The sequence below is a fragment of the Candidatus Chordibacter forsetii genome, assembly GCF_964187505.1.
GTDB lineage: Bacteria > Verrucomicrobiota > Verrucomicrobiia > Opitutales > Seribacteraceae > Chordibacter > Chordibacter forsetii.
Genome location: NZ_CAXLML010000108.1, coordinates 1 through 5701, shown reverse-complemented (window position 1 = coordinate 5701; position 5701 = coordinate 1). Strand labels below are relative to the sequence as shown.

The 5701-nt window shown below is 48.6% G+C and carries 5 protein-coding genes; all 5 read right to left on the bottom strand.

Going from position 1 to position 5701, the window contains the following annotated elements; genetic code table 11:
• A partial coding sequence (locus ACKPQ4_RS05055; RefSeq protein WP_407680121.1) for a hypothetical protein occupies positions 1–345 on the bottom strand: 345 nt, incomplete at its 3' end.
• A gap of 10 nt (positions 346–355) precedes the next feature.
• Positions 356–1675, bottom strand: a complete 1320-nt coding sequence (locus ACKPQ4_RS05050; protein ID WP_407680120.1) for a PHP domain-containing protein — start codon at positions 1673–1675, stop codon at positions 356–358.
• A gap of 76 nt (positions 1676–1751) precedes the next feature.
• Positions 1752–2792: a carbohydrate kinase family protein gene (locus ACKPQ4_RS05045; RefSeq protein ID WP_407680119.1), complete on the bottom strand. Its 1041-nt coding sequence runs from the start codon at positions 2790–2792 to the stop codon at positions 1752–1754.
• 210 nt (positions 2793–3002) lie between these two features.
• Entirely contained in the window at positions 3003–4319 is a 1317-nt protein-coding gene (locus ACKPQ4_RS05040; RefSeq protein ID WP_407680118.1) for a hypothetical protein, read from the bottom strand.
• Positions 4320–4476: 157 nt separating this feature from the next.
• Positions 4477–5701: phosphate--AMP phosphotransferase (locus ACKPQ4_RS05035; protein ID WP_407680117.1), on the bottom strand; the 1225-nt coding region annotated here is incomplete at its 5' end.

Genomic DNA, 5701 nt, shown 5'->3' with positions numbered 1-5701 from the left:
AGCCAGCAGTCGGGCAACCGAAGCGGGTGGAGAATCATAAAGATGAAAACTTGGCAGGGCTGTGCCCAACTCGCTCGCCCCGGCAATTGCCCCGACTAACTCCTCACGATCATCTGAATCGATGGGGTTTAGGGTTTGCACTCCAGAAACAGTGACAACCTCAACCCGGTCGGCATGGGCGACGTTACAGCTGTACGATCCATCATTCGCACGCACACCCTGAACGATGTCTGGCTCAATCTCGGCCACCACCAAACGGTCAAAGTTGTTAGATGCCTGAGCAGCGGGGAGAAACAGTCCTCCCTGGATTGCTCCAAATCCAAATCCGACGTAGGAGCCCGCCATCTAAGAAAAATTAGGAGGTACCCATTGCCTCACCGGCAAGGGCAATCACTTGCTCGGGAAGCATCTCCCCATTCAAACGATCAAGCAGTACCTGTTCACCCTTTGGAGAAAATACTTTTCCAAATTCGGCGAAGAAATCATTCTTTTTGTGAACATCGGAGAAATTCCCCTTTGCCCAATCGCTCAAATATCCCAGACCAGCTGCTTTTTGCAAAGTGGAATGTGCATGCAGGATACGACCACCACGAAGAAAAGTTTCACGGTGCGGATTAAGCTCAGCAGAATCAAAATCATCCACAAACTTTTGACCGGGACTGTTCATCTCTGTACCACCAATTAAAGGGAGACCCAAATCCTCGGTCAATTGAATGACCTGTTTAAGGTTGGCAAGTTTTTGATCGGGCGAACCGGGAGTATAGTTTCGATCGGGTATAATATTAAAAGCAACTGCACCCGTGGACCGGGAAACTTCGACAAGTTCTTCAATAGCTGATTCTCCGTCGGAGGTACCGTCCAGCCAGGTAATGGTAGGCAGGGCTTCACAAAGAAGGACAAATTTGTTCATATCTGCCATTTGGGGAAAGGAACCAGAGTCTGGCTGTACATAACCTACCCCACCCTTTTTCATGGTTTTAGCCCGAATCAAATCGGTAATCGCACGACCATCTGGCAACTCTTTTAAATCTTCAGGAGCCACCCCTAGCTTTTCTCCCCAAAAATTGCGCAAGGCAGACTCCTCGGGGTATTGAGCTGCTGCCTTTAGGGCATATGCCAGGCAAAGGTGACGTTCGGTGGCGTTCCCCTTAGGGGCTAAGGGTGCAACATCTTTTTCGTAGTCAAGGACCAGTGGATCAAGGTACGCGTTTACGCGGTCTGCCATCGCCCGGTTACGGGTCTCCGAAGTATGGCGCATACTGTCCAAAAATTTCTGGGCTTCCTCAGGTATGGCAGTGGTGGTAAATCCAATGCCCATATGATAACTGATACCCGGCTCGCCTGGTGAATTAATGACCCTCTCAGAAAACTCGGGAACAAACACACGGGATTCCAAACCTATACAGCCCTTAAGATCGAGCCGGCGACTGGCCGTCCAGAATTCCTCAAGGCCGTCAAGCACATCAAAGTCCACAATCCCTCCAATTTCCAAGCCCGCCCGTTTGGCCTCCAGGGCAAAAGTGGTCGGTGAATATCCTTTGTAATTAAAGGAATAAAAGGTGTGGGCATGGGCATTAAGAATAGGCTTGGCCGGTGGAAAGGTTTCGTTGGCCGCAGCCTCGTTTAAAATCTTTTCCCGAATGGAGGGATTAAAATCATTACTGTTTTTAGACATATTGTACAGGATTGGTTAGGGAGGAAAAAAGGGGGCGGAAGAATTTCCGCAAAGATGAAAGTTTTACAAAAAGGCTTTAATTTTCGTCCTCTCCAAATCCGAACTGATCGGCCAGAGCATGACAATCCTCCAAGGAGCGCAAACCATCCGTACAGGTAGGATCGGACATACAGGCAGTGGCAGCACAAGTTCCCGTCATCAGGCATTTCTCAAGAGACCAGCCCTCGTGCACTCCAAAGAGCACACCGGAACAAAACGCATCCCCTGCCCCTGCAGCTCCCTTGATATATCCTTTAGGCAAGGCCAAAGAACCCTGTAAAAGTTTTTCACCATCAGACCGCAAAGCATAAGAACCCTCGGGGAAATGAATGGCCACTAGTTCGGACACCCCAAGTTCGAACAGTTTTTCACAGGCCTGGGCAATTCCATCCTCAAGAAGTTTTCCATCCTTACGAACCTGAACACCGGTGACCTTGCTTGCTTCCACCTCGTTTAAAATGCAGTAGTCCACCTGTTTGAGGGCGGGTGCGATAATTTTATAAAACCGGTCACTGTCCTCACTGACCACATCGATACTTGTTTTCATACCCGATGCCCTTGCCTTGGCAAGCAAGGCGGCTGCCTTGGTTCCATACTCCGGGTCTTCCTTATCGAGTTCATCAAGGAGAAGAAGGTATCCCAAATGAAAGATTTTGGCCGAACTGGCATTGAAATCGATCTCCGATCCATCCCAAGTGGCATTGGCCCCACGGTTATGAAAGAAAGTACGACGGCCACCATCCCGCTCGGTCATCACATCCGTGTAGGATGTACTGGTTCCGGGCGATACACTGAGCATATCGGTGGCAATCCCATGGTTCTTACAATCATCCACAATGTATTGCCCAAGGCTGTCCTGCCCAACAAGGCCGGCTCCTTCGAGCGGGAACTTTGCCCCCATCTTGGCAAGGTCGAGTAAAACATTGTAAGGAGAACCACCGGTTCCCTGGGACTGGCTGTAAATATTGGCCAGTTGTTCGTGCTTGGGATAGACATCGATGATTTTCACCTGGTCGATGATCCAATTTCCTCCGGACAACAATCCGGAGCGTTCTGCAGGCTGGGTAGTTTCGCTCATTTACTTCTTTGAATATGGGGGGCCAAAAGATGGAAAGAATGGGTTTTTTCCCTACATGGCAAGGAAAACCAATTGGTTGGCATAGTTAACAATCTGTACAAATCACAACTTAAACTGGTGGATAAAGTCCCTTCGCTTTTGTTGGAAATGCCTTACAGCCTCAAACTGAAATCGGAGGATGTATGATTAAAAGTAACTACTTAATTACCCTTATGCACCAGGGGTTTGTGAATGTGCATTCTGTGGGAAATCAAAGGTTAGTACCAACGGTTCTGACCCGGTATTCTCAATTTCCACACCGCCATTATTCAGGGCAGCCTGGGTAACAAATCCGATTTCTGGATAGAGTTGGCCGAGAACCATATTTTGATGGTAATTTACCGCTAACTTTCCTACCCGGCCACTTCCGCCATTGGTGTGGAAAAGTGTGGGACACTCCGGGCTAAAGTTGGTCTTGGCACCAGGTGCCAGGGTGAGGCGAAGAATGGATACCTTTTGGTCACCGAGGAAATTACCGTATACAATCCACTTTGCATCCACTCCATCTCCAGCAAATTCTTCTGCGGTGATCGACGGGCGGGAATTCTTCTGGACGAAATTTGGATCCTGATTGGCTTCGAAATCGAACTTTTCTACGAGGTATTCCCAGTTCTCATGCTTGTCCTTCGGATAGTCCTCTTCACGGCATGCATAAAAGGCATCAGCTGCTCCGATTTGGCCATCAAGTGTCAGGTCTTCAGCAAGGAAGTGTTCATCCATGGTAACATGCACCTCATGGGTACAAAGGTCGGTGGGCGAATGCAATACACCGTTGGGCATAACAAAACCATTATCCAATTGCATCATTACATGCGGGGATAAGTGCCGTACTCCATTATACTCGCCCTGCCCGAAACGCTTCATACAGGCAAGAAAATCATCCTTCGACACAAAGGGGTAAAGCCCCATGGCAGTGGTATGATAATGCGATGGGCACACGCCTGGATTATCAAAAGAATTAATATCATAGACTTCCCACTTGGACCAGTGGAGGTGGTGAGGAATCGGATTTAAATTGTCGAATTTCTTGGACACAATCGGCCAGGTTGGATCCCCGTACAACGCTTTCGAAAAGGCGGTGGTCTTCTCTCCCATCACCGACTCTGGATTAGCGAGGATTAAATCCTGTAAAGAAATGACCTGTCCACCCGGGGTGAGAACATGGGACTCTCCTTCACGATACGGAGCTTTGCCAGTACGTGTATCGATCACACCGGTAACGATGGGAACCGTACAACCCATCCAGATCTCATCCAGACCTGTGCCTCCCATATAATCGGGGTGGTAGGATTCTTCATCCAGGCGCAATCGTTTACCTGGGCTACAAAAAGTTCTGCCCGCATAACGGTGCATAAGTTGCAACACTCCATCGTTCTGGTTAAGGCAGTCATCAAGAATCGAAGCAGATGATCCGGTAGAACCGTCGATCACATCTTGTTGAGGATATTCGTGAAGTTTTTCGGGTAAAATAGATGTCGCAGAAGCCATGGGTAATCAATCTTGGGTTAATTTATGAAGCGTGTGAGATGAACTCAGGTTTAATCTGAGATATTAAATTTATTAAATTCCAACAACCAGATTGGCAAGATTGATGTCAGGATGGATTCCCCTTTGCCCAGAAGGCAATAATTTAATCAGTGAATAATTACTCGGAAAAGCGCTGTTCAATTGCCTCGATCACAGTGTCCAAGGCACGGATACGTGCGAACCGTTTACAATTTCCTTCAATAATGGTCCAGGGGGCATGAGAGGAATGGGTCCGCATGAACATATCGTTGGTCGCTTCTTCGTAAGGTTTCCACTTTTCACGGTTCCTCCAATCCTCATCTCCAAGTTTCCATCGTTTATTAGGACTTAATTCCCGTGCCTGGAAGCGTTTGAGTTGTTCCTTCTGATCAATGTGCATCCAAAATTTAACCAGAATGGTACCGGCATTAACGAAATTTTCTTCCATCTCATTAATCTCCCGATAGGCCTGCTTCCATTCCCATTCCTTACAAAATCCCTCCACTCGTTCGACCAGTACCCGGCCGTACCAGGAACGATCATAGATCGCAAGGTGTCCAGCCTTGGGAAATTCCGACCAGAAACGCCAAAGGTAGTGATGGGACTTTTCAATATCATTGGGGGCCGACACCGGGATGACCTCATAGCCGCGTGGATCCATCCGGGCCGTTAAGCGGCGAATATTTCCTCCTTTCCCTGCAGCATCCCAGCCCTCATAAACGATGACCATAGGAACGCGCCGGCGATACATCTCGTAGTGCAGGTCATGTATCTTTGCCTGCTTCTCTTCAATCAGTTTGAGGTATTCTTTTTTGGAGAGACTGGAAGAAAGATCAACATCCCTGAGCTTGGGAGCATTGGAAAAGTGAGGCAAAGGAACAGGCTTATTTGGCTTAGGAGTGGAAAACCCATCCTTCTTGGCAAGTTTTACTCTTTTTCCCAGCACCTCGATCATGACCCTCTGGGCATTGGCGGTTGCCTGATAACTGTCCTTTGCCTGAAGCTTAATCCAAGGTATGGGTGCATCTGTATCCGATTCCCGATACATCCGGGTAACAGCTTCGTTGTATTCCTTATATCGGTCCAAGCGTTGTAGCACCGCATCGTCCACCCGCCAGGCGGTTGCCGGGTTTGCCTGCAAGGCGGCTAAACGGGTGGTTTGCTCCTCCTTGGAAATTTCGAGGAAGAATTTAAGAATGATTGTGCCCCCGTCCCGTAATTGACGCTCGAAGGCACGTACATCCTCATAGGCACGGGCGAGGCCCGTTTCGCTCATTCGATTATCAATATCGGCATCAAGCAAGTTGCGGTACCAACTCCGGTCAAATATGGCAATCCGACCGGTGCTTGGAGTACGGCTCCAA

Excerpts from the sequence above, each read along its gene's own strand:
- ACKPQ4_RS05045 (WP_407680119.1), bottom strand. The coding sequence starts at position 2,792 with ATGAGCGAAACTACCCAGCCTGCAGAACGCTCCGGATTGTTGTCCGGA.
- ACKPQ4_RS05050 (WP_407680120.1), bottom strand. The coding sequence starts at position 1,675 with ATGTCTAAAAACAGTAATGATTTTAATCCCTCCATTCGGGAAAAGATT.
- ACKPQ4_RS05040 (WP_407680118.1), bottom strand. The coding sequence starts at position 4,319 with ATGGCTTCTGCGACATCTATTTTACCCGAAAAACTTCACGAATATCCT.